Below are 22,597 nucleotides of genomic sequence, written 5' to 3'. Positions count from 1 at the left end.
ATAAATAATATAATTATAAAATGCAATTTTGAGGGCTTCTAAAGTAATTATCACAAGGACGGATATGTGAATGCGCTCGAGGCAAGCAAGGGCATCTTCACGCCGGACGGGATGATGCCTGAGTGAGGCCCCGAAACTGTTCTGACGATTCCTTCGGAATTCTCCAAGAATGTCAAAGGCAAGCAAATCGATCTTTCAAGGACGTATACGACGGAATTCGTCAAAAACGCCAGGTGAAGAAGATCGGGTTCAGGCATCGTTAGGGCTGTCTTGATGTTTTCTGCGGTGATAAAAAACCCGTATTGAAAGCGATGAATCGGAAGTCATGGCGAGAAGCAGCCTCACACCGCAGATCAGCGGCAATATCATCGAATTCGTGAAAGCGAATGGGATGCGCAAAGGCCAGCATCTGCCTCTCCAGATGCTGGCTGATACATTCCGCGTCTCCCGCGCTCCGATCATGAGTGCGCTGCGGAGCCTGGAGGGTCGGGGTATTGTGCGCGCGGAGCCGAATAGGGGTTATTTTCTGGCCGTTGACGGCGACGATCTGGAATTATCAAGGCCAGATGGTCCGAAGGACGGCGACGGTGATGAAGTCATCTATTTCCGGATCGCAGAGGACCGTTTTTCCGGCAAGCTCGCCGAGCGACTCAGTGAAAGCGAAATGATGCGCCTTTACGATCTGCCGCGAAGCCGGTTGCTGAAGATCCTGCACCGCATTGCCGATGAGGGATGGGTTGAGCGGCTGCCCGGCAACGGTTGGTCTTTCCGCCAGACTTTGACGTCACGCCAGAGTTATGAAGATGGCTATGCCTTCCGTGCCGTCATCGAGCAACAGGCCATGTTGCTGCCGAGCTTCAGGCCCGACCCCGAAGGTTTCAGACACGCGAGACAGGTACAGACGGAGCTCGGGCAGGGCGGATATCAAACGTGGTCCCGTGCCGAAATATTCAAGGCAAACAACGAGTTTCACGAAATGCTCGTGGCTTGCTCGCGCAACGAGTTTTTCCTCGATGCGATCAGACGCATAAACCGCCTGCGTCGGCTGATCGAATATCACATCACGATCGACAGAAGCCGGCTTCCGCGGCAGACGACCGAACACCTGCATATTCTCGATCTGGTCGAAGATGGCCGCCGCAATGAGGCGGCAGCGTTTCTCTACACCCACATTATGGGGGCAAGCCGCATCAAAACGCCTCAGGTCTGATCCAGATCCTTGAAAAGGATGCAGACGGGGCTGCCAACGGCAAGGGTGCTCGATATCGGCGAGAGATGCCCGGTTGCCTTGTCGATGCTGCAGGCCGTGATCGTATCGCTGTCCTCATTCGCGACCAGCAATGTCCGGCCCTCTGGGAGCATGGCAAAGAAGCGCGGCGTCCTTCCTGCCGTGGCCCACGAGCCCAGGGGTGTCATGCGTCCGTCTTCGCCGATCGAGAAGGCTGCGATCGTGTCGCTGCCGCGATTTGAAGCGTAGACGAAGCGGCCGTCGGCGGAAACCGCGATTTCGGCACCGCGGCTGTTGCCGGTAAAGCTGTCGGCAAGCGAAGACAGGATCTGGAACGGCTCGATGCTGCCCGTTGCCGGGTCGAAGCGATAGGCCGCGACGGTCGAGTCCAATTCGTTGATCACATAGGCAAGGCGCCCCTGCGGATGAAAGGCGATGTGACGCGGGCCTGCGCCTTCCCGGGAGCGGCAGGACGCCACTTCCGTCAGCATGCCGGAAGCGGGATCCAAATGGTAAACGAGGATCTTGTCCAATCCCTTGTCCGGCACCGCAATCCAGTTTCCCGAAGGATCGAATTCCACCTGATGCGGTTTGGCGAAAGGCTGTTCGACCCGATGCGGGCCGACTTCTCCTTCGATGGTGGTGAGGCTCTCGACCGAACCAAGTCGCCCATCTTCCTGGCGGCGAAGAACGGCGAGCGTGGACGTGACGTGGTTTGCGACGATCAGAAACCGGTTCGATGGATCGAACGAGAGATGCACAGGGTTGCGCCCCTCGGTCGATTGCTTGTTCAGGAAGGTCAGGCGTCCTGATGCCGGGTCGATGGAGAAAGCGCTGACGCGATCGGAATCGCCGTGAACGGTATAAAGGAAATGCCCCGTTCGATCGAAGGCGAGGAAGGAAGGGTTTTCCATCTCCAGGAGCTGACGATGCTCCCAGCTCAAATCCTGCGCCAGCCGATAGACGTTCAACCCGTTGCCGCGCGCATTGCGAGCCCTCGTCGTGCGGGTGCCGACATAGGCGATCCTCGTCCTTTCTCCAGTCATGCGGACATCCTCCCTGAATGCTGTGTCCAAAATCATAGCGCGGCACGCACATCGTCGCAATTGCATTTTATAATCATATTGTGTAAATAGGCCACATGCGCTCGAGTTGACCTCGGGCCGCCATCAATGCTTCTGGGAGGTAGCAATGACCGATACAGCGACAAGCGCGCTAGAAAAGACGACGATGCGGAAGGTCTTCTGGAGGATCGTCCCTTACACGTTCCTGCTTTATGTCATCTCGTATCTGGATCGCGCCAACCTCGGCTACGCGGCATTGCAGATGAACAAGGATCTGGCGCTGTCTGCCGAAGCCTTTGGCTTTGCCGGCGGCATCTTCTTCATTGGTTATTTTCTCTTCGAGGTGCCGAGCAACATCGCCCTGCAGAAATACGGATCGCGCATCTGGATCTCGCGCATCCTGCTGACCTGGGGCGCCGTTGCCGTGTTGACCGGTTTTGCCCAGAACGCCATGCAGCTTTATATCCTGCGCTTTTTTCTCGGCGTTGCCGAAGCCGGTTTCTTCCCCGGCATCATCATCTATCTGACCTATTGGTTCCGTTCGAAGGAGCAAGCGACGACGGTGGCGTTCTTCACGGCCGCCATTCCCGTTTCCTATCTGATGGGTGCGCCGCTCAGCACCTGGATCATGGACAATGTCAGCGGCTTCGGCCTTCCTGGATGGCGATGGATGCTCATTCTTGAGGGCGTTCCCGCGGTTGCGGCCGGCATCTTCAATTATTTCTACATGACCGACCGCCCCGAAAAGGCGAAATGGCTGACTGCGGAGGAGCGCGACTGGCTGACGAAGGAGCTGGCCGCCGATCATGCGAGCCATAAGAACGTCAAGCATCTCGGGTTGTGGCAGGCGATTTCGAATCCCAAAGTGCTGTTCTTGTCGGCCATCTATTTCATCTATCAGGTCGGCAATCTCGGTATCGGACTGTGGATGCCGCAGATCATCCAGGGATTCGGCGCTAATCTCAGCCATTTTCAGATCGGCCTCGTCGCGATGGTGCCCTATGCGGTTGCCACCATCGCCATGGTCCTGTGGTCGCGCAGCTCGGACCGCACCGGCGAGCGTCAGAAGCATACCGCAGCACCATTGCTGATTGCCGGTGTCGCCTTGGCGGCCACGGGCCTGACCCGCGATCCTTATATCGCTATCGGCCTTATCTCCGTGGCGCTTGCGGGCATCTATGCCTTCAAGTCGCCCTTCTGGTCGTTGCCCGGTCTCTTCCTCAGCCGCTCGACCGCGGCAGTCTCGATTGCCGCCATCAATTCCATCGGCAATCTCGGCGGCTTTGTCGGTCCCTACGCCATGGGCGCAGCCAAGACCTGGACGGGCAGCGCTCTCGGTGGGCTCATGTTCCTCGCCGCACTGCTGTTCCTGTCCTTCCTGATGACATGGTTCATGCGGGTCTCCAACGGAGAGACGGCGGAGGACGCTGGACCATCTGGGCAGTTTCATATCGCGCGCGCCAGGCAACCCAAAACCTGAGGCAGAGTTTCAGAGCATGACGACGATCAGCAAATTCGACGCAAACGGCATCCAGTACGATATCATCGATCTGCCGCAGGTAGCAGGCGCGCTCCTTGGACGGATGCCCTATATCCATCGCATCCTGCTGGAGAACGTGCTCCGGACGGGGGGAGGCGATGCCGAACGCGCGAAAGCGGCGATCATCGCCTGGCTCGACGAAGGCAGGAGCGAGGTCGAAATCCCCTTCCTGCCGAACCGCGTGCTGATGCACGACACGACCTGCGGGCCGGCGCTCGTCGATATCGCCGGCATGCGCTCGGCATTGGCCGAGGCCGGCGGTGACCCCGCCTTGCTCAATCCGGTGGTGCCGGTGGATGTTTCGACGGATCATTCGGTTGCCGTCGATGCATTCGGCAGCTCCGCTTCGCTGGAGCGGAACATGGTGCGGGAATATGAGCGCAATGCAGAGCGCTACAGCTTCATGAAATGGGCGACCAATACGCTCTCCGGCTTTAGGGTCCATCCCCCCGGGACGGGCATCATGCATACCCTCAATCTGGAGCGGCTTGCCACGGTCGTGACCGACCAGCAGAAGGACGGCAGGCGCTGGGCCGTTCCCGATACGCTGATCGGCACGGATAGCCACACACCGATGATCAATGGCATCGGCGTGCTTGCCTGGGGCGTCGGCGGCTTGGAGGCGGAAAGCGTCTTTTTCGGCATGCCGGTGACGCTACGCGTGCCGGATGTCGTAGGCGTGCGCCTGACCGGCGGCCTGCGCGAGGGTGTTCTTGCCACCGATCTGGCATTGGTGGTCACCCATCTGCTGCGTCAGATCGATCTTCAGGACAAGTTCGTCGAATTCTACGGGCCGGGTGTTTCGACGCTGACAGCAGGCGATCGTGCCGTCGTTGCCAACATGACGCCGGAGTTCGGCGGCAACAGCGGCTATTTCCCGATCGACGGCCACACGATGCAATACTTGAGAGCGACGGGGCGAAGCGAGGGTCATGTCGATTTCGTTGAGCGTTACGCCAGACGCGTGGGCATCTGGTTCGACCCGTCGTGCGAGCCACGATATACCTCGACACTCGAAATCGATCTCGCAAGCATTGAGCCGAGTCTCGCTGGTCCCCGGCGTCCCCAGGACCGCATCCCTGTCGGCGAAACGGCGCATGCCATCGCCGACATGATGAAGGTATCGGTGGAAGTTGAGGGACAGCCAAACAACGGCGCCGTCGCGATCGCCGCGATCACGAGCTGCACGAACACCTCCGATCCCCGACTGCTTGTTGCAGCCGGCCTGCTCGCGCGCAAGGCGCGCGCCTACGGGCTATGTCCGCCGCATTGGGTGAAGACTTCGCTGGCGCCGGGCTCGCCGACTGCCGGGCGCTATCTCGAGCGCGCCGGTCTGCTTGAAGATCTTGAGGCGGTGGGTTTCGGGATCGTCGGCTATGGCTGCACGACATGCATCGGCAATTCCGGGCCGCTGACGGAGCCTGTCGCAAAGGCCATGGCCGAGCGCGGCATCCTGCCCGTGGCGGTGCTGTCGGGAAACCGGAATTTCCCTGGGCGCGTGCATCCGCAGCTGGAGGCAGGCTTTCTGGCATCTCCGCCGATGGTCGTCGCCTTTGCTCTGGCCGGCACCGTTGAGCTGGACATACTCTCAGACTCCATAGGTCTTTCGCAGGAAGGAATGCCGGTCACGCTTTCGATGCTGTGGCCGAAGGCGTCGGAGATCGACAAGGCCCTGGCACGGGCTGCGAATGTCTGGGACTTCGCACCTGCCTATGAGAAAGCCGAGGCTAGCAAGGCGTGGCGCGAGCTCGATGCGCCGACCACGACCATTTTTCCATGGGACGAGAAGTCGACCTATATTCGCCGGCCACCCTTTGCAAGCTTCGGTAAGGGCACGTTGCTGGGCAATTATCAGGCTCATCCCATCTTGGTCGTCGGTGACGATATTACCACGGATCACATTTCTCCGGCCGGCGCCGTTTCAGTCGGCAGCGATGCGGGGACCTATCTCGTCGAGAGAGGAGAGAACCCGACCGATCTCAACGTCTTCGCTTCCCGCCGGGGAAACTGGGAAACCATGGTCCGCGGCCTGTTTACCAACAAGACCGTCCGCAACCTGATCGGCGCGGATATCCCGCCGGGCTTGACCGTCTATGCCCCTTCGGGCGATATGATGTCCCTATGGGCGGCGGCTCAACGCTATTCTGAAGACGATCGATCCGTCGTCATTGTCGCGGGCGAGCGATACGGCATGGGATCGTCGCGCGACTGGGCTGCGAAGGGAGTTGCCTTGCTCGGGGTAAGGGCGGTTCTCGCCCTGAGCTTCGAGCGGATACACAGGTGGAACCTGATCGGCATGGGCATCCTGCCGCTGCGGCTGCCGGATGGTTTTGGTCCGGACGAGCTCGCGCTTGTGTCGGGTGACGTTATCGAGATCTCCGCGGATGCGGCTCGCGTCGATCCGCGTTGCCAGATAGGGGTTGTCGTGAAACGTAAAGATGGGCAACAGACGCAGCTTGTCGCGACAGCAGCGATCGAAACCAGCGCGGAGGTCGAAATTCTCCGAGCCGGTGGCATCCTCCCACTTATCCTGCATAACGCGCTTCAGCCCCCGACAGCGCCCCTGATACGGAGGCGGCTTAATGGGGCCGTTCCACAATAAGGAAGAACCCTAAAAGGCGCCCACGGGTCCCTGGGGCAGGGCAACCCGGATCCTGATATCGACAATCTGAAGATCAAGAGCCAGAATTTTGATTGATGCCGGAGGAAGACGAGCGAGCCCGCGGTTCCGCCCCTTTCAAGATCAGCTAGGTGCAATATCGGCGCACCAGCTGTACAGCGATGGATGGATCGCCGAAGAACCAAATCTATTCAAGATGATATGGTCGCCCAATCTTGTTGTCGTGAGCGCAGCTGTCGAATAACCGTGCCTCCGTCCGGCGTGCAATCACACAAGCAGGGCGCGGCTGCGCATTCCCTAGTTGTTCGTATATCTCTTGTGGCCACTCGCCGGCAGCTCGCTATCTCCTCAATCTCTGCCTGTTGAATTCGTCTTCTAGCAATTCATTTGCGCGATACGATGCTCATCTCATGGATCTTGCAAATCAACACCGAACAGCTCTTGGTGCATGTGCTCGACTGCAATGCCGATGCCGCCGACGAGAGCAGCCCGATTGCCAAACTGACTGATCTCGATACGGGGTGGGTAAGGCGTGCAACGTGGCAAATACCTGCGAATAGCTTCGACAAGTTCGGGGCGCGCGCCGATACTGCCGCCCATGATCACCAGTTCTGGATCAAGCGTTGCACCGATTGCGGCAATGGCAAGCGCAATCGATCGCGAAGTTTCCTCGATCACGGCAACAGCGGCTGGCTCGCCAGCCGCCAGAGCCGAAAAAAGATCCGCTACAGTTGCCTCACCCTGCCCACCATATCCAGAATAACGCCGCACCATTGCAGCACTACCCACAGCGCTTTCAAGAGTACCGAGGGTAAAGCCACCCGGATCAAATGGCTCTCCGCCGAGAGGTAGATAGGCGATCTCCCCGGCGGCGCCGCGTGCGCCGCGCATGAGGCTGCCATTTGCAATGATGCCCATGCCGATACCAGTGCCTAGCGCCACGAAGGCAAAATTATCTGATGTGGAACCGTGCCCTCGCCATCGTTCTCCCTGTGCGGCAAGATTGACGTCGTTTTCAATGATGACCGGGATTGCCATCCGGTCACTCAAGAGGCCGCGCAAGTCAATTGTTTCGACTCCCGGGATGTTCGGGGCGACATTGATATGTCCGGTGGCCGGATCAAGCACACCTGGCGTAGCCAGCACTATGACGCGCAATTTGGCCAGATCGATGCAGGCGCTCCGAGCAAGGTCCTGTATAATGGCGTGGAATTGATCGACCAGATGGACCCCGCCGAGCGAACTTGTGGGCACTTTGGTTTCGGCGACGATGTTACCAACCAGATCGCAGATGATGGCGGCAATCTTGGTTCCGCCTAGATCGATGGATGCTGCGAAACCCGCACTTGCATCAAGCTCATAGGTTATTGCAGTTCGCCCCAGGCGCCCATCGGTATATCCGCTCGGCTTCAACCAACCATTGTTCTCCAAATTGCGAACGACGTCGGAAATCGTTTGTTTGGACAAGCCCGTTTGCTTGGCAATATCCGCGCGGGAAATAGGGCCTTTTGCAAGTATGGTCCGAATAACGGAATTTGTTGAGATTTTTCGCGCTATCGGTGTCTGGTTCGCATTAGGCATCATTGCTGGCACGCGTTCCACCCTTAATTAGTTCGGGACCTTTTCCTAATTCATCTATCTCGCGCTGCGGCTGTGCCAATTTCAAGTGAAAAAGTCCTGAAATTCAAGTGAATCTCAGTTATCTGGCTAAACCAAATCATTTAATTTGTCCATGTCATTGACAAATTAAGCGCCCAATTTGTAGACTTGCCCAATGGCTGAGCAAATTGCGGAGGGGTAATGAAAGCGAGGTCAAAGGATGGGAGATATAGTCCCGCATTCGCTGCGGACTTCATCGCGCTCCAATCTGGCAAGGTTGCTGGATATCGCAGCCTGGATTTCACACGTCATCCCATTCCCGACACCGCGCAGTGAAAGGTGCTTGATTTGCCATGATGACCCCCACGTCCCAAGGCGAAATCATCAGCAGGCACCCGGTCATTCTGCCGATCATGGCGCCTCGGCTGCAGGCGGACGCGCATCCCGACGGGTATCTTGATCTCGCTCTTTGGGGAAGCGGCCGCCTGGGGCGCATACGTTTTTCCAAGCTGGCCGGACCGTACGTCTATGGTCCAAACAGGATCATTGCCGAAGCGGGCGGCATCTTCGTGGCCCAGTCAAAGCCCATCCTCCTGATCCGCAATGCTCGCCTGGAAGGAATCTATCCGGCTCGTCGTGGTGCCTGGTGGCATGAGATTGACGAGGACAGTCCGCGGGCCAAGATTATCAAACGCAATAACCGCCGCACGGTCGTAACCGGCTGGGGAGCGATGATCATTGAGGTCAGCAATGGTGATATCCGTGTCGCTGCCGGTGCCTCCGAAGAGGAGGCTGAAGCCGCATTTGGTCTTGCAGGCGATGCTATCGTAGCGGAAGCTGCGGATTATGTAGCCCGGTGCGACGTCGCGCCCAAGGCCGATCCCGTGATGCGCAGCATGGTGATGCAGGGCGCGCATGCCGCCTTTTCCAGCATCCGTCTTGACGAGAATGGCGTATTTGCCGGCCTGGCTGCTGGGCAGGCCTACAGCGCGCCCGCACGCACCTATTATCGCGATGGCTACTGGACGATGCAAATACTGCTGAAGCTTGCGCCAGAAGCTGTACGCGATGAAATTCGACTTTTGGCCAAGGGAATCCAGCCCGACGGGGAGGCGCCAAGCGGCGTGATCGTGACCGGACCGGCGCAATCGCGCGCCTGGCAGAACTTCGTTCTCGATTGCAGGCTGAACCCCGAAAAATATCACGGAAAGGCTGTTCCGGAGCATCACAATCGTCCAGGTGATTGGTGGAGCGATCATTTTGACAGCCCGCTTTTCTTCATCCTCTTTCTCGTCGACTATGTGGATGCCACGGGGGATACGGCAGAAGCACTGCTGCACTGGCCACTCGTCACGGCTATCGTTGAACGATATCTGGGTTTTGCAGGCCCTGGTAGCGTACTGCCGCTCAAGCCACGAAATGACAGGGACTGGGCAGACAACGTCTATCGGGAGGGTCTCGTCTCCTATAATCTCGGCCTTTTCGTCGGCGCTTTAGATGCCGTGGCTAAGTTGGGGGCGGGGCACGATCCCGCGTTGGCACGGAAGGCAAGCGAAACAGCGCAGCACGCTCGTGCCGAAATCGAGGATAAGCTCTTTGTCCCGAGCAGAAACGGTTACGCCGATTTCATCACCCCTGATGGATTTGTTGAAGATCATCTCGTGCTCGACAGCCTGACGCTCTCCCGTTATGGGGCCATTTCGCCGACGCGCGCCGCTGGCCTCCTGAAGGCGATGGAAGCGGCCCTGGAAGCTCGAAATAACAAGCAGCAGCCCTATGGCGATTGGGGCGTCCTTTGCGCGTTCCCACCATTTAAACGGGCAAGTGACGTGAGATCGAAGACCGCTTTCCCTTTCCGTTACCACAATGGATCGGATTGGCCTTATTGGGACGGCGTCTATGCGGAAGAAAGAATACGCCGCGGCCTTGGTGGAGCGCGTTATGCGCTTATACGCTGGTGGGAGGCCTGCCTGGCAAATGGTTGGGCAGGTGCGGTCGAGTATTTCTCGCCACCCTACGGACGCGGCTCTCTGCTGCAGGGATGGAGCGCGATGCCAGCGGCTGTTGTCCTTAAATATGGCTTAGAAGCTGCGAACGCGGAGAACAGGTGATGAGCGGATGGGGGCAGGACTTGCGTTTAAACTGCCGGCCTAGCCAGTTTCATGACGAAGGCAAGGTGGTCGTTGTGGCTGAGTTCTTCGAAACCGAGATGCCTGTAGAAGCCCTTGGCGCGTTCGTTTGCGGGACTAACGCCAAGATGGACCGCAGGCACGCCGTGGCCCGAAAGCTTGTTGAGCATGGTCTCGACCATCAGGCGTCCCCACCCACCCGATTGGGCCTCAGGCAGAATATTGATATGAAGATGCGCAGGGTAGGTCGTTTCAAGACCCGACGTTCCGCTATGAGGGTTGGCGATTCGCTCCAGAACATCGGCGTCTTTTGCAGCGCTCGGTGTCAGGCCAGCGATCTCTCGCCGAACAAGCGGCCACCAGTTTCTGTCGAGCGCTTCATCGAAGCTTGCAGTATCCGGCGTACCGACAACATAGCCTATGACCCGCTCGTCTTTGGCGAGAACGAACGCAAAATCCGGAGCAAATTTGAGATAGGGCACGGCCCACACATAACCGGGAAGGCGCGGATTGCTGTAAAGCGCGCTCGCGTCGGCTCCGGCGTCGGCCGTCATCAGGCAAATATGGAAGAGGGCGTCAACGTCGTCCTCGTTGGCCGGACGGATGAAACAATCGTCGATCTTAGGAGGCATGGCATCATCGATTTGCTGGCCGCTGCTCGGTGCGAACTGATGTCAAGCGGCGGTAAAACTGAGAAGGTTGAGGACTGCATCTGAGGGCTCAGAGCCCACAAACTTTTTGGAAAGAATAAGGAAATTCGTTGGGCCAGTAAAGGCCTGACAATGCAAGACATTCGGCATGTCTTAGTAAGACCGGCCGGTTGGAATCGATAGAAACTGCCAAAACGCAGCTAGAGGGAACCAATCAATGTTTAGCGATTTCATCTCCATCAATGCAGCATTCATTCTAAAGAAGGCAGGAATTTTGGCGGGCGTCACTTTCGTGGGGTTCGGCATATCGACTATTGCCTTTGCCGACACACTCACGGTTTGGGACGACCACGATTCGGAGTCGAGAGCCGCCGTGATGACCGAGCTCAACGCCAATTTCCAGAAGGCGCATCCCGACGTTAAGCTTGACCACACCGTACGCGATTTCCAGGATCTCAATCTTACGCTTAAGCTCGCCGTTTCCTCCGGCGACGGCCCAGTGGTGACCAAGGTCAACCAGGGAGCCGGCGCGATGGGGGCGATGGTGAAGGAAAACCTTCTCGTTCCTGTCGATACCTACCTCAAGAAATATGGATGGGATAAAAATCAGTCTGATAGTCTGCTGGCGCGCGACCGTTGGTCGAGCAAGGGCGAGTTCGGTGTCGGTGAGACCTACGGCATCTCGTCGCTCGCCGAAATCGTCGGCCTTTATTACAATGAAAAGGTCTTGAAAGCCGCTGGCGTCGAACTTCCGCTCAAGAGCTTTGACGATTTCCTTGCCGCCCTCGATAAGGTCAAGTCGGCAGGCACCGCACCGCTCACGATCGGTACCGCCAAGGGCCACCTGGCGCTCCATATGCTGGCGGGGATCAGTCAAGCGCATATCGATGCATCTGATCGAAAAGCGCTCGATGACTTGATTTACGGCCGTGGTGGCACCTGGAATACGCCCGGTAATCTGGAATCGGCCAGACTTGTCCAGAACTGGGCAAAGAACGGTTATTTCTTCGACGGCTACCAGGGAATCTCAGGTGATGATGCCGTTCAACTGTTTGTCGCTGGCCAGGGAGCCTTCCTGATTTCGGGGACCTGGTACTTTGGCGAGATGCAAAACAATCCAGATATCCATTTCATGCCGATCCCGGCACCCGCCGGCATCAAGCATCCGCTCTCGGTTGGTGGTGTCGACCTTGCCTGGGCGATCACGAGCCTGGCGAAGAGTGACAAAATGAAGGATCTGGCCGGCGAATACATTAACTATATGGTCTCCAAGGACGCGTCCGTTACCTGGGTCCATGCCGGCTATCTACCTGCAACTCCGGTTCCGGAGGATGCCGGGGTCAGCGCTTCCCCACTCCTGAAAGAAGGCATCTCAATGTGGAAGTCGTTGAACGATAACAATGCCCTTGGACATTATCCCGATTGGGCGAGCCCGACCATGCTCAAGACGTTTGACGAAAACACGCCTTTGCTGCTTGCGAACAAGGAAACACCAGAAGAACTGGTCGGCAAGCTCGATGCGGACTACGCCGCCTACATGAAGAGCAAGTGATTACCACGGTGCACACCTATCCCGCCGCGCTACTCCATTGACGAAAAGCAGCGGCGGGAAACTTCGGTACGTCTATCCTGATCACGGCCAGAGCAGTACAATTCGGCGTCTGGCATATTTCCGAGATGGTGCATGAAACGCTCGCCACTTGACGCAAAGGCCAGCAGAAATCTCATTTATATTCTGCCCGGTTTGCTGCTCTATTTTGCTCTTGTCCTTGGTCCTATTGTTGCGGCAATCGGTATCAGCTTCACTGAATGGAATGGGATCAGTCCGCCCAACTGGATCGGGATTGGCAATTATGCAAAATTGCTTTCAGATGAGACGTTCTATATAGCGTTGAAAAATAATGCTTTTTTCATGGTATTTTACTGCGTCATTCCGATTGTCGTTGGCCTTTCATTTGCTGCGATGGTCTGGACGCTTAGGCAACGCGAGCAGTTCGCGCTACGTACGCTGCTGTTCCTGCCCTATATCATGCCTACCGCCGTCCTTGGCATCATTTGGCACTGGCTTTACAATCCCGCTTTCGGTCCCATCAATCAGGCGCTGAAGCTGATTGGCTTGGGTTCGATCGCTTTACCTTGGCTTGGCGACTTCACCTTTGTCTTGCCCGCCGTTGGCCTTGTCGCAAGCTGGTATTTCTTCGGTTTCTGCATGGTCCTGTTTCTTTCCGGCATCCAGCGGATTGATCCGGCGCTGTTTGAAGCGGCAAGGGTCGACGGTGCCAGTGGGAGCAGGATTTTCTTCTTCATCACACTGCCGCTCCTCCTGCCCGAGATACGTATCGCGCTCCTTCTCACTATCATTTCTTCTATCAAGAGTTTTGATCTGATCTTTACGATGACGCGGGGTGGCCCGGCCAATGCGACCCTCGTTCCCAACATTTATATGTACGAGCTTGGTTTCCAATTGAATCGCTATGGATATGCCTCAGCCGTTGCCATCATCGGCGCAATTCTGGTCTTTACAATCAACTATGCCGTTCATCGACTGGTGCGGCCGGTGAATGAAGGGGGTGCATCGTGAGCCGAGCTTCTCATGGAATAGGCGCAGTCTTGCCCTCGCGTGTCATTCTTTGGCTGTTCGCGATCTTGACTGTTGTTCCTTTTGCTCTTCTGATACTTACTTCTTTGAAGAGTCGTACGGATCTCCTGCAGGGCGCATTCGTATTGCCGGCCTATCCCCACTTCGAAAATTATGCAAACGCTTGGATCGATGGGCGGTTTAATGTCTATTTCCTGAATTCCGTCATGATTGTTTTCCCGGTGGTAGTCATTAGCATCATACTTGGCACGTTAACGGGATTCGGGTTCGCATTCCTGACCTTTCCGTTCAGGCGCACCATTTTCGTCCTTTTAACAGTTGGCATGATGGTGCCGACCGAGGCCTTCATCATTCCGCTCTACTATGAAATGCGCTATGTCGGCCTCATCAACACCTATGCTGCGCTGATCCTTCCTCAAATTGCCATGTCATTGCCTTTTGCGACCATGTTCATGGCCAGCGCGATGCAACAGCTGCCGTCGGAAATTATAGAAGCGGCAGTTCTCGACGGGGCATCCAGACGATACATTCTTTCCAAGGTCATCGTCCCTTTGATGCTGCCGTCAATGTCTACGCTGGCATTGTTCTTGTTTATCTGGACTTGGAACGAGTTTCTTATTCCGCTTGTCCTCGTCAATGATGATAACTATCGGACCCTGCCGATTGGCATGTTGTTTTTCCAGGGGCGCTATACGGTCAATACCCCTGTGTTAACGGCGGGCGCTGTTATCGTCATCGGGCCGCTCATTCTTGCCTACATGCTATTCCAGCGGAAACTCATCACGGGCCTCACGGCCGGAGCGACAAAATAAAACTGTGTTGATCTTATTTCTGAAGAGATCGGCGCGCACTCGGGCGCCATGATGCGGCGAGTATCTTTGTTCGCAACATTCCATGTTCACCACCTCAAATCAGTCATTCCGGCAGGGTCAGGCTCTTGGCTCACCTAATGAATGCGTTGCGAACGGAATTTGCAATAACAGGATCATTGGTTCTTATCCCTTCAAGAGCAAAATGTTTAGTGCTTGCCGGAAATGTAGCCGGTGCAATAACGTGGGGTTCTGAAGGTAAGTTCGTTTATAACGGGCCATGCCCTCAGATGTCGCCACCGCGTCCTTCGATACGAGCCAGTACCCGATCCAATGCCGAGACCAATATGGTGTGCCCGCCCTTCGTCTCGAAATCTGATAGGACCTGCTCATTCAGCCCGCCCCTTGTGGCGAATTGCTTGCTGAGCGAATGAAACGAATGGACAGTCTTCTCATTGGCCCGCTGCGCCAGGCTTTCAAAAAGCGGTGCGATATAGGCTTGGCCCTTCGTTCGATCGAGCCCGTTCTTTTCCAGCCAGTCGTTCGTGAACTCCATGATACCGAAGAAGGTCGACATCATGGCGCTGGCCGCGGCAAGAAGATCATACTCCTTGCGGGATGCACATTGAACGGCCGTACCAAGCGCATCGAACAGGGCGGCGATTTCTTGATTGGGAGGGTAGATGGCGGTCACGCCTCGACGATTAGCAACGAATGGCAAAGGGATCGCTTGTACGAGCTCTGTATCGGCCTGGATCCAGTCGAGCAGGTTTTGGCGCTCCATTGTGGCGACGACGCTGATGATGCTTTGCCCGTCTCTGAAACGAAGCCCGCGAATAATGTCTTCGGCAATCTGCGGACGGATGGCGAGAACAACAATGTCGCTCTGATCGACGACTGCCTGGTTGTCAGCCGCGACAGTTACCTTGTCGAACTTGGTGGAAAGCCTTGCGGCGATTTCCGCATTGCGAGGCGAGACATGGATATTGAAGGAGTGTGCCGGCTCGGCCAGGAGGCCCTCCACCATGGCTTCCGTGATCGCGCCGGTGCCGACAAAACCGATCACTTTCATCCGCGCCACCTATTCAGCCGCTCGCGCGGGTCCGAGGGAAACGTCCGTCGTGTAGTTCTCGCGCATGAAATTGATGAAGTTGTCCTGGAATTGCCGGGTGTGAGCATGGGCGAGCTCATCCGCCAGATCGACGTTCCTATCCCGGATCGCCTCCAGCATCAGGCTATGCTCGTCCGTGAGGAGATATCCCTCGTGGGTACGCTCCAGATATTCGAAATGCAGGTGCAGCATGCGCTGACCCTGGGACAAAAGCTTGTCGTAGAAAGAGGCCAGATACTGGTTCTTGCCGGCATAGGCGATCGCCATGTGGAACTCTTTGTTCGCCTCCGACATCGCCAGATGATTTCCAGTCTTGACGGCGGTCGCAAATGCCTTTTCCCGTTTGGCAATGAGCTTGAGGTCGGTATCGGTTCGCAGTGCCGCAGCTAGACGGGTGTTCATCCTTTGCGCAATGTCGAGCGCTTCCACATATTTCGGAAAGGTCGCGACTTCGATCGGCGCAACGATCGTGCTGCGGTTGGAAAGCGTCACGACCAGCTCTTCCGCACCCAGGCGGATCAAGGCTTCCCGCACCGGTGATCGCGACATGTCGAAGCGTTCGGCCAGGCTCATCTCGTCGAGAAGCTGCCCCGGCGGCAAGGTGAGCGCGAGGATTTCGTTTCGCAGCGTATCATAGACGCTTTTCCAACCGGTTCCCCGAACCCTTTTCACTTCAGTCTCGTCAGACACTTAAGTCCCTTTCATTTGCGTATGCGGCATTGGGCCAGAAAAGCAGCGTGTCGGCAATGTAAAATTTCCGCTTGACTTTGTCGACACGCTGTTGACATAAATTTGTCAGTCGACACGCAGCCGACAAAAAACACAAAGAAACGGCTAAAGCCGACGAGTGGAACCGCGCTTCGCGCACAGCAAAAGAGGAATGCCGATGCTTTCGAAGTTGATCACGTCCGCCTTGCGGGCTTTGCCTGCGCTCGCCCTGATGGGGGGTCTTTCCGCCACTACCGCTCACGCTCAGACCGCCGACGGCTATTGGCAGGGCGTGCAGAAGGCAGGGGTTTTGAGGTGTGGCGCGGCCGTGGCGCCGCCTTATGTCATGCGCGACCCGGCAACGGGCGAGTATTCAGGCTTCTTTGCCGATCTTTGCAAGGAATTCGCCGACGTTCTCAAGGTGAAGCCGCAATTCGTCGATACGACCTGGGACAATATCGTTGCCGGCCTTCAGGCCGGAAAATGGGACGTTTCGCTGGCACTGAACCGGACGCCGACGCGCGCCATGGCTGTCCAGTTCTCCATCCCGGCGATGGAGTATCAAATCTCGCTTGCCTACAATAGAAACAATCCGAAAATCCCGGCGACGGCAGCCTCGGTGGCCGATCTCGACAAGGCTGGCGTGACGATCGCCGTCATGTCTGGAACTGCCCAGGACAAGGCAATCTCCGCAGCCGTGAAGAATGCCACGATCATGCGGCTTCCGGGCAATGACGAGACACGTCTGGCCCTTACCTCGAAGCGAGCCGACATCCTGGTCGACGCCTCCGATACCAACCAGCTTCTGACCCAGGCTAATCCTGATTGGGCCATCGCCCTGAACCCGAAGCCCGCCCTTGCCAAGCAAGGCGTATCCTTCGGTCTGCCGCATAATATGTCGGCTTCAGACGTCGAAGTCGTGAACATCTTTCTCGAAGAGAAGGTCGCGACTGGCCATGTCGACGAGCTGATCCACAAGGCCGTCGATGAAGTCCTCAAGGGCGCAAAATAAGTCCCGTCCGGCGTCGGCGCCTAGCCGCCGACGCATTCTCTCGCTTTTCAGACAAACCGAGATCGGCCATGACCATGTCCTTCAGCCTCCCCCTCGTCAAAATGCAGGCGCTCCACAAGAGCTATGGCAACGGAGCCATCCAGGTGCTGAAAGGCATCGACATCGAAATGAAACCTGGCGAACGCGTCGTTGTCATCGGCCCGAGCGGCGGCGGCAAGAGCACGCTGCTCAGGGTAATGATGGGCCTTGAGCAGATAGATAGCGGGTCGATCGGCTTTGATGGGAAGGCCTATATATCGTCTCAAGGCCTTGGCAAGAAGACCCTCATCGATACGGAAGTCCGCCGATCGATCGGCATGGTCTTTCAGCACTACACGCTCTTTCCGCACCTGAATGTCATCCAGAACCTCATCCTTGCGCCCTGCAAGGTACGCGGCGAGGCAAAATCGAAGGCTATGGCTCGTGCCCAAACCCTTCTTGAGCGGTTCGGACTTGGTGCGAAGGCCAATGCGTACCCCGCCCAGCTTTCCGGCGGTCAGAAGCAGCGCGTCGCGATTGCCCGCGCCTTGATGCTGGATCCCAAGCTGATGCTTTTCGACGAGGTGACTTCGGCACTCGACCCTGAGCTTGTCAGCGAGGTGGAGCAGGTGATCCTCCAATTGGCATCGCAGAACATGCCAATGATGATCGTCACCCACGACATGTGGTTTGCGAAGAATATTGCCTCGCGCGTGATCTTTTGCGCCGGTGGAGTCGTCGTCGAGGATGGCCCTCCCGAACAGGTGCTCGGCTCTCCCAGGGAAGAGCGCACCAAGGAATTCATCGACCGCGTGTTCCACATCAAGCAGCAGGGGGCGGTTGCGTGAGTTACACTTTCGACTTCAACGCAGTCTCGATCGCGCCGCTGCTCAAGGGGTTATGGGTGTCTCTGGAGCTGACGGCGGCAGCCAATGTCATCGGCATCGGTCTGGGATTTGTGCTCGCTCTTTTGATCATGAGTCCTTACCGGCTAGTCCGTCTGCCGTTCATGCTGTTCGTCGAATTTTTCCGCTGCACGCCCGCCATCATTCAGATCGTCTGGATCTTCTACTGCGTTCCGATGATCTTCGACGTCTTTCTCGACCCGATCACAATGGGTGTGATGGCGCTCGGGCTGAACCTCATGGCCTTCAATGCCGAAGCCTATCGCGCGGCGATCCAGGCAGTTCCGCGCGAGCAGCTCGACGCCGGTATCGCGCTCGGCCTGTCGCCGCTGCAGCGGGTATTCTACATCGTTTTCCCGACGGCATTTCGCGCTTCCATCCCCGTTTTGCTGACGAACGGCATCGTCATTTTCCAGCAGAGTGCGCTGGTTGCGATCGTGGCGATCCAGGATCTCATGTACCAGGGAAAGACGCTTGCGACCGAAACATACCGGCCGATCGAAACATTCACGGTCGTGGCGCTGATCTATTTCGTCGTCTCCTTTCCGATCACGCAGATCGTCGGCTTCCTGGAACGCCGCCGGCTGCTTCTCGTCAGCTAGGAGGCCAGGATGACGCTCGACTTCTCGATTCTTCTCCGCTTCGAGCACGCGCTTTTGCTCGGCCTTTGGATGACCGTCAAATTGACAGTCATCTGCATCGCGCTCGGATGCTCTCTCGGCTTTCTGGTGGGTCTTGCCAGAACCTCCAGCAATGTGGCGCTAAGAGCTGTCTCCAGCGTCTATGTCGAGTTCTTCCGTGGTACGCCGGTACTCATTCAGCTCTTCTGGATCTTCTTTTGCCTACCTTTGCTGCTTGGTGTCGAACTGTCGAACCTTGCATCGGGTGTGATTGCGCTAACCCTCTACATGGGGGCGATCACCAGCGAGACCTTCCGGGCGAGCCTGAAATCGATCGGACCTGAGCAACTGGACGCCTGCGTCGCGCTTGGACTTCCGCGCAATATCCAGGTGGTCAATGTCGTGCTGCCGCAGGCCGTGTTGCGTGCGATTCCGACGCTGCTGTCGAACTGCGTCAGCCTGTTCAAGGAGAGCGCCCTGGTTTCCGCCGTCGGGATGGCGGACCTCATGTTCGTCGGCCAAAACATCTCGAACAACACGGCAAGGCCCGTCGAGGTGCTGACGGTCGTCGCCCTGATCTATTTCGTCATCGCATTTCCGCTGACGCGAGCCGTCTCTCTCATCGAGGCGCGCATCCTGAAGAAACTCGCCATCTAAACGCAATCGCTTCACATACAGGAGACCTCCATGAAACTGTCCGGCGTCATGCCTGCGCTCATCACCCCCTTCGACGCGAACGGCAAGGTCGATTTCAAAGCCTTCGAACGGCATCTCACGGCGCTGCGTGCCGCCGGAGTGACCGGGTGGGTCCCCATGGGATCGACCGGTGAATATTCCGCGCTGTCGAACGAGGAGCGTGACGACGTCTTGAGGTTCGTCAAGGATTTTGCCAGGGAAGGCGAAGCCCTGATCGCCGGCACGAACGCGCCTGCAAGCCGCGAGGTCATTGAAAATACGCTTCGGGCCAAGGAGATCGGTTACGACACCGTCCTGCTGGCGACGCCTTTCTATACACGCCCGACGCAGGACGAATTGCTCGCTCATTTTCGCAATGTGCTCGATGCGACCGGTATCAATCTCGTGCTCTATAGCTATCCTTACAAGGACGGCGTCGAGATCGGCTTTGATATCCTCGATGCGCTCGCGGACGATCCCCGTGTCCTGGGCATCAAGGAAAGCTCCGGCTCCCTCCAGCGTGCGATCGACATCCATTCCCGTTACAAGGGCCGCATCGACCTGATCTCCGGCTCGGACGACATCGCTCTCGACTTCATGTTCTGGGGCGCTGATGCCTGGATCTGCGGACCCGCCAATTGCATGGCAAAGGCTTGTGTCGATCTCGATCGAACCTTCCGCTCGGGTGATCTCGCAGCCGCGCGCGAGAAGATGATCGTGCTCTATCGCGCGATGAACATCCTCGAGAGCGGCAAGTTCGTTCAGAAGGTCAAATATGGCTGCGAACTTCAAGGCTTGGCCGTCGGCAACGGCCGCGCACCCCTCGGCGAACTGACGGTCGAGGAGAAGGCTGAGTTCAGGGCTGCCATGCAGCCAATTCTCAACTGGTGAGGGCCTGATTTTTGGCTGGGAGCTCTGACCGCTTCGGCGGCCGGAGCCAAAACGAATTTGGTTTGGCCGAAACAGTGAGGAGGATTGGACTATGCGGTTCAAAAAAGTGCTGTCCGTCGTCGACTGCCATGCGGAAGGCGAGAGCGGCAAGGTGATCGTGGGCGGTGTCGGCCAAGTGCCCGGCAAGACCATGTTTGACAAGCGGGTCCATCTCGAGACCCATATGGACGATATCCGCAAGATTGTTCTTTTCGAACCGCGTGGCGCCGTCTGGCACAATGCGAATATTGTTCTGCCCTCCAATCATCCCGAAGCGGACTTCGGCTATGTGATCCTTGAAACCACCGAATATCCGGCGATGTCGGGTTCGAACACCATGTGCGTAGCGACCGTTCTGCTTGAGACCGGCATCCTTCCGATGCAGGAGCCGGTGACGCACCTGGTTCTGGAATCGCCGGCCGGCCTCATCAGAGTTCGGTGCGAATGTGCGGATGGTAAAGTCACGAGCGTCAGGCTCGTGAACCAACCCGCTTTCTGCTACCACCTTGGCAGCAGTATCGAGGTCGAGGGCTTCGGAACGGTTCGTGTGGACATCGTCTACGGCGGAATGACCTATGCGATGGTCGATGCCGCCGCTCTTGGATTTTCGATCGATCCATCGGAGGCGCGGGACCTTTGTGAGGTCGGGCAGAAGCTCAAATTTGCCGCAGCCGAGCAGCTTGCGGTGGAGCATCCGGAAAACCCGGCGATCCCCGGCATTACCAATACCGAGTTTATGGGACCTATTCGCCGGGAAAACGATGCACTCGTCTCGAAGAATTGCGTGGTTGTCTCCCCTGGCCGTTGTGATCGCTCCCCATGCGGCACCGGTTCTTCGGCGCGCCTTGCCCTGTTGCATGCCAAAGGTCTGATCGCGCCAGGCGAGACCCTCATCCATGAATCGATTACCGGCAGTCGTTTTACCTGCACCATCGACGGACTCGCCAAGGTCGGAAAATATAACGCCGTCATACCGGCGATCGCCGGACAGGCATGGATCACCGGTCTTTATCAGATGGGTTTGGATCCGACCGATCCGTACCAGCAGGGGTTCACCGTAGCCGACACATGGATGACGACGGTTTGAAGCGCACGGGTCTGGAACGAATATGAGCGAAAATAAGACGCCTTTGGTGGTCGTCGGCGCGGGCATCATCGGCACGGCCATCGCCTACCAGCTCCAGCGTCGCGGCGCGAGCGTGACGATCATCGATAAGGACAGCCCGGGCAGGGGCGCATCCTATGGCAACATGGCGAGCATTGCCGTGACGGAATTCTTGCCGGCCTCGCGTCCCGGTATCTGGGCACAGATGCCCAAATGGCTTCTTGATCCCGAAGGGCCTGTTCGCATCCGGCCCTCCTATGTGCCGCGGCTGATTCCCTGGTTTCTACGCTTCCTGGCTGCAAGCCGTCCATCGAAGTTGAGGGAGCTTGAAGAAGCCGGCGCGACGTTGTGCACGCGCGCCCACGAGGATCTGGAGGCGCTCCTCAAGACGACTGGCCTTCAGCACATGCTGAGTGCGGAGGGATGTCTCAGCCTCTATAGCGATGAGGCCGAGTTTCGGGCCGACCGCGAGCATATCGAAATGCTCGAACGCTTTGGCTTCCGGCACGAAATCCTTGGCGGTAATGCCATCCGCGATCTCGAACCGTCGCTGACCACGAAGATCGGCAAGGCCGCGCTTTTTCCCGACAACCGCTCGATTGCCGATCCTCACGAACTGGTCGTTGCCCTGTCGGAAAAATTCCAGGTCCTCGGTGGGCGCATCGAAGAGGGCGAAGTTGTGGGTTTCGAGCAGGCAGATACAGGTGTTAAAGCGCTCAGAACGAAAGACGGGCGCAGGATCGAAGCAGGCAGTTTCGTGCTCGCAGCCGGCGCCTTCACCGCCCGCCTGTCCGCCATGCTGAAAGAACCGATCCCGCTCGAGACGGAGCGAGGTTATCACACGCAGATCATGGCGCCGCACATCTCCATGCGTCATTCGATCATATGGCCGGCGCGCGCCTTCATGGTGACGCCGACGGCCGGCGGGATACGCGTTGGCGGCACGGTGGAGATGGCAGGCCTCGACGCGCCGCCGGATTATCGCCGCGCCAAGGTGCTGGTCAGACGCGCCAAGGAGGCACTGCCCGAGCTGAGAACCGAGCAGACGAGTGAATGGATGGGACACCGCCCGGCTCTGCCTGACACGGTTCCGGTCATGGGGCGGTCGGCCAAGCGCAAGAACGTCTGGTACGCCACAGGTCACGGACATCTCGGCTTGACCTATGCAGCAACCACCGGCCGGTTGATGGCCGACCTTATCACGGGCGTCGAACCACCCGTGGACATGAAACCCTATCGCGTCGACCGGTTTTGAGCCAGGCGGCCACGGCAAGG

19 protein-coding genes and 1 pseudogene are annotated in these 22,597 nt (G+C 57.5%); 15 read left to right on the top strand and 5 right to left on the bottom strand.

Annotated elements, in window-relative coordinates; genetic code table 11:
• Positions 1 to 54: 54 nt before the first annotated feature.
• Both AC13Q5_RS24185 and AC13Q5_RS24180 read left to right on the top strand, forming a co-directional pair.
• A pseudogene (locus AC13Q5_RS24185) lies at positions 55 to 237 on the top strand (ABC transporter substrate-binding protein); the annotation flags it as partial.
• Between the two features lie 88 nt (positions 238 to 325).
• Entirely contained in the window at positions 326 to 1,210 is an 885-nt protein-coding gene (locus AC13Q5_RS24180) for a GntR family transcriptional regulator (protein ID WP_488503419.1), read from the top strand.
• Here AC13Q5_RS24180 and AC13Q5_RS24175 read toward each other — a convergent pair.
• Positions 1,201 to 2,274, bottom strand: a complete 1,074-nt coding sequence (locus tag AC13Q5_RS24175) for a lactonase family protein (protein WP_488503418.1) — start codon at positions 2,272 to 2,274, stop codon at positions 1,201 to 1,203. The genes AC13Q5_RS24180 and AC13Q5_RS24175 overlap by 10 nt on opposite strands.
• Positions 2,275 to 2,419: 145 nt before the next feature.
• On the opposite strand from AC13Q5_RS24175, the gene AC13Q5_RS24170 reads away from it, so the two are divergent.
• Both AC13Q5_RS24170 and acnA read left to right on the top strand, forming a co-directional pair.
• Complete coding sequence (locus tag AC13Q5_RS24170) at positions 2,420 to 3,772, top strand: MFS transporter (RefSeq protein WP_488503417.1); 1,353 nt, start codon at positions 2,420 to 2,422, stop codon at positions 3,770 to 3,772.
• 16 nt (positions 3,773 to 3,788) lie between these two features.
• On the top strand, positions 3,789 to 6,434 hold the full coding sequence (gene acnA / locus AC13Q5_RS24165; protein WP_488503416.1) for an aconitate hydratase AcnA: 2,646 nt from the start codon (positions 3,789 to 3,791) through the stop codon (positions 6,432 to 6,434).
• Positions 6,435 to 6,860: 426 nt separating this feature from the next.
• Here the strand turns inward: acnA and AC13Q5_RS24160 are convergent, their stop codons facing one another.
• Positions 6,861 to 8,036, bottom strand: a complete 1,176-nt coding sequence (locus AC13Q5_RS24160; RefSeq protein WP_075854612.1) for an ROK family transcriptional regulator — start codon at positions 8,034 to 8,036, stop codon at positions 6,861 to 6,863.
• A gap of 371 nt (positions 8,037 to 8,407) precedes the next feature.
• Here AC13Q5_RS24160 and AC13Q5_RS24155 point away from each other — a divergent pair, with 371 nt between their 5' ends.
• Positions 8,408 to 10,162, top strand: coding sequence for a glucosidase family protein (locus AC13Q5_RS24155; RefSeq protein WP_488503525.1), 1,755 nt, complete (start codon positions 8,408 to 8,410; stop codon positions 10,160 to 10,162).
• A 26-nt stretch (positions 10,163 to 10,188) separates the two neighbouring features.
• Here the strand turns inward: AC13Q5_RS24155 and AC13Q5_RS24150 are convergent, their stop codons facing one another.
• Positions 10,189 to 10,812 carry a GNAT family N-acetyltransferase gene (locus AC13Q5_RS24150; RefSeq protein ID WP_488503415.1) on the bottom strand — a complete coding sequence of 208 codons (624 nt, stop codon included), beginning with the start codon at positions 10,810 to 10,812 and terminating at the stop codon, positions 10,189 to 10,191.
• 235 nt (positions 10,813 to 11,047) lie between these two features.
• Between AC13Q5_RS24150 and AC13Q5_RS24145 the strand changes: the two genes are divergently transcribed.
• The 3 genes from AC13Q5_RS24145 to AC13Q5_RS24135 all read left to right on the top strand — a co-directional run bounded on the left by AC13Q5_RS24145 (position 11,048) and on the right by AC13Q5_RS24135 (position 14,241).
• Positions 11,048 to 12,382 (top strand): extracellular solute-binding protein, encoded by a 1,335-nt coding sequence (locus AC13Q5_RS24145; RefSeq protein ID WP_488503414.1) that lies wholly within the window; start codon positions 11,048 to 11,050, stop codon positions 12,380 to 12,382.
• A 132-nt stretch (positions 12,383 to 12,514) separates the two neighbouring features.
• Positions 12,515 to 13,411: a carbohydrate ABC transporter permease gene (locus AC13Q5_RS24140; protein ID WP_488503413.1), complete on the top strand. Its 897-nt coding sequence runs from the start codon at positions 12,515 to 12,517 to the stop codon at positions 13,409 to 13,411.
• A complete protein-coding gene (locus tag AC13Q5_RS24135; RefSeq protein ID WP_488503412.1) occupies positions 13,408 to 14,241 on the top strand; it encodes a carbohydrate ABC transporter permease in 834 nt (277 codons plus the stop codon). Before AC13Q5_RS24140 ends, AC13Q5_RS24135 begins: the two co-directional genes overlap by 4 nt.
• A gap of 283 nt (positions 14,242 to 14,524) precedes the next feature.
• On the opposite strand, the gene AC13Q5_RS24130 is transcribed toward AC13Q5_RS24135, so the two are convergent.
• Together AC13Q5_RS24130 and AC13Q5_RS24125 are read right to left on the bottom strand one after the other, a co-directional pair.
• Positions 14,525 to 15,310 carry a pyrroline-5-carboxylate reductase gene (locus AC13Q5_RS24130; protein ID WP_488503411.1) on the bottom strand — a complete coding sequence of 262 codons (786 nt, stop codon included), beginning with the start codon at positions 15,308 to 15,310 and terminating at the stop codon, positions 14,525 to 14,527.
• A gap of 9 nt (positions 15,311 to 15,319) precedes the next feature.
• Positions 15,320 to 16,039 (bottom strand): GntR family transcriptional regulator, encoded by a 720-nt coding sequence (locus AC13Q5_RS24125; RefSeq protein ID WP_457879303.1) that lies wholly within the window; start codon positions 16,037 to 16,039, stop codon positions 15,320 to 15,322.
• 196 nt (positions 16,040 to 16,235) lie between these two features.
• Between AC13Q5_RS24125 and AC13Q5_RS24120 the strand changes: the two genes are divergently transcribed.
• From AC13Q5_RS24120 to AC13Q5_RS24090, 7 genes are all read left to right on the top strand, one after another.
• On the top strand, positions 16,236 to 17,069 hold the full coding sequence (locus AC13Q5_RS24120) for a substrate-binding periplasmic protein (RefSeq protein ID WP_457879302.1): 834 nt from the start codon (positions 16,236 to 16,238) through the stop codon (positions 17,067 to 17,069).
• Between the two features lie 68 nt (positions 17,070 to 17,137).
• Complete coding sequence (locus tag AC13Q5_RS24115; RefSeq protein ID WP_488503410.1) at positions 17,138 to 17,935, top strand: amino acid ABC transporter ATP-binding protein; 798 nt, start codon at positions 17,138 to 17,140, stop codon at positions 17,933 to 17,935.
• Positions 17,932 to 18,594, top strand: a complete 663-nt coding sequence (locus AC13Q5_RS24110) for an amino acid ABC transporter permease (protein ID WP_075854603.1) — start codon at positions 17,932 to 17,934, stop codon at positions 18,592 to 18,594. The genes AC13Q5_RS24115 and AC13Q5_RS24110 overlap by 4 nt, the downstream gene beginning before the upstream one ends.
• A gap of 9 nt (positions 18,595 to 18,603) precedes the next feature.
• The gene (locus AC13Q5_RS24105) at positions 18,604 to 19,269 is read left to right on the top strand and encodes an amino acid ABC transporter permease (protein ID WP_075854602.1); all 666 of its coding nucleotides are present in this window, start codon (positions 18,604 to 18,606) and stop codon (positions 19,267 to 19,269) included.
• 30 nt (positions 19,270 to 19,299) lie between these two features.
• Complete coding sequence (locus AC13Q5_RS24100; protein ID WP_488503409.1) at positions 19,300 to 20,178, top strand: dihydrodipicolinate synthase family protein; 879 nt, start codon at positions 19,300 to 19,302, stop codon at positions 20,176 to 20,178.
• A gap of 91 nt (positions 20,179 to 20,269) precedes the next feature.
• Positions 20,270 to 21,304, top strand: coding sequence for a proline racemase family protein (locus tag AC13Q5_RS24095; RefSeq protein ID WP_075854600.1), 1,035 nt, complete (start codon positions 20,270 to 20,272; stop codon positions 21,302 to 21,304).
• 22 nt (positions 21,305 to 21,326) lie between these two features.
• Positions 21,327 to 22,577, top strand: coding sequence for an NAD(P)/FAD-dependent oxidoreductase (locus AC13Q5_RS24090; protein ID WP_488503408.1), 1,251 nt, complete (start codon positions 21,327 to 21,329; stop codon positions 22,575 to 22,577).
• Positions 22,578 to 22,597 lie beyond the last annotated feature (20 nt).

The organism is Martinezella sp. CNPSo 3964, assembly GCF_057784375.1.
This window is presented reverse-complemented; position numbering and strand designations above follow the sequence as displayed.